Source organism: Cellulomonas telluris (assembly GCF_004886325.1).
Classification (GTDB): domain Bacteria; phylum Actinomycetota; class Actinomycetes; order Actinomycetales; family Cellulomonadaceae; genus Cellulomonas; species Cellulomonas telluris.
This window is the reverse complement of sequence record NZ_QXFN01000035.1, coordinates 1-633: the sequence shown is the minus strand read 5'-3', so window position 1 is coordinate 633 and position 633 is coordinate 1. Positions and strand designations below refer to the sequence as shown.

Sequence of the window (633 nt, the reverse complement as noted above, 5' to 3'; positions counted from 1 at the left end):
TCCTCGCCGTGACGCGCTACGGCAACATCCGGCTCGGTCCCGACGACTCCGAGCCGGAGTTCTCGACGTTCTCGTGGGTCTCGATGATGTTCGCCACGGGCATGGGCATCGGCCTGATGTTCTGGGGTGTCGCCGAGCCGCTGACCTACCTCACGGCCACGGACGCCTCGAGCATCCCGCCCGGCCGCGGCGACCCGTCCACCCCCGACAGCGCGCGGGTCGCGATGGAGTACGCCTTCTTCCACTGGGGCTTCCACCCGTGGGCCATGTACGCCGTCATCGGCCTCGCGATCGGCTACTTCGCCTACCGCAAGGGGGCCGGCAACCTCGTCTCCGGCGCCTTCGGCCCGCTGCTCAGGGGTCGCGAGAAGGGCGGCGCCGGCAAGGCGATCGACGTCATTGCGATCTTCGCGACCCTCTTCGGGTCCGCCACGTCGCTCGGCCTCGGCGCCCTGCAGATCACCGGCGGGCTCGACGACGTCTTCGGCTCGGGCAGGTCCGACTGGCTCACGGTCGCCGTGATCGGCGTCCTGACCCTCTGCTTCGTGCTCTCGGCGGTCACCGGCATCGAGAAGGGCGTGCAGCTGCTCTCCAACGCCAACGCCGTCGCCGCCGTCCTGCTGGTGTTCTTCC

Annotated in this window: 1 protein-coding gene; it reads left to right on the top strand. The window is 69.8% G+C overall.

Features of this window, described 5'->3' with window-relative positions; all coding sequences use genetic code 11:
* Positions 1-633: BCCT family transporter (locus FB586_RS18600; protein ID WP_187697895.1), on the top strand; the 633-nt coding region annotated here is incomplete at both ends.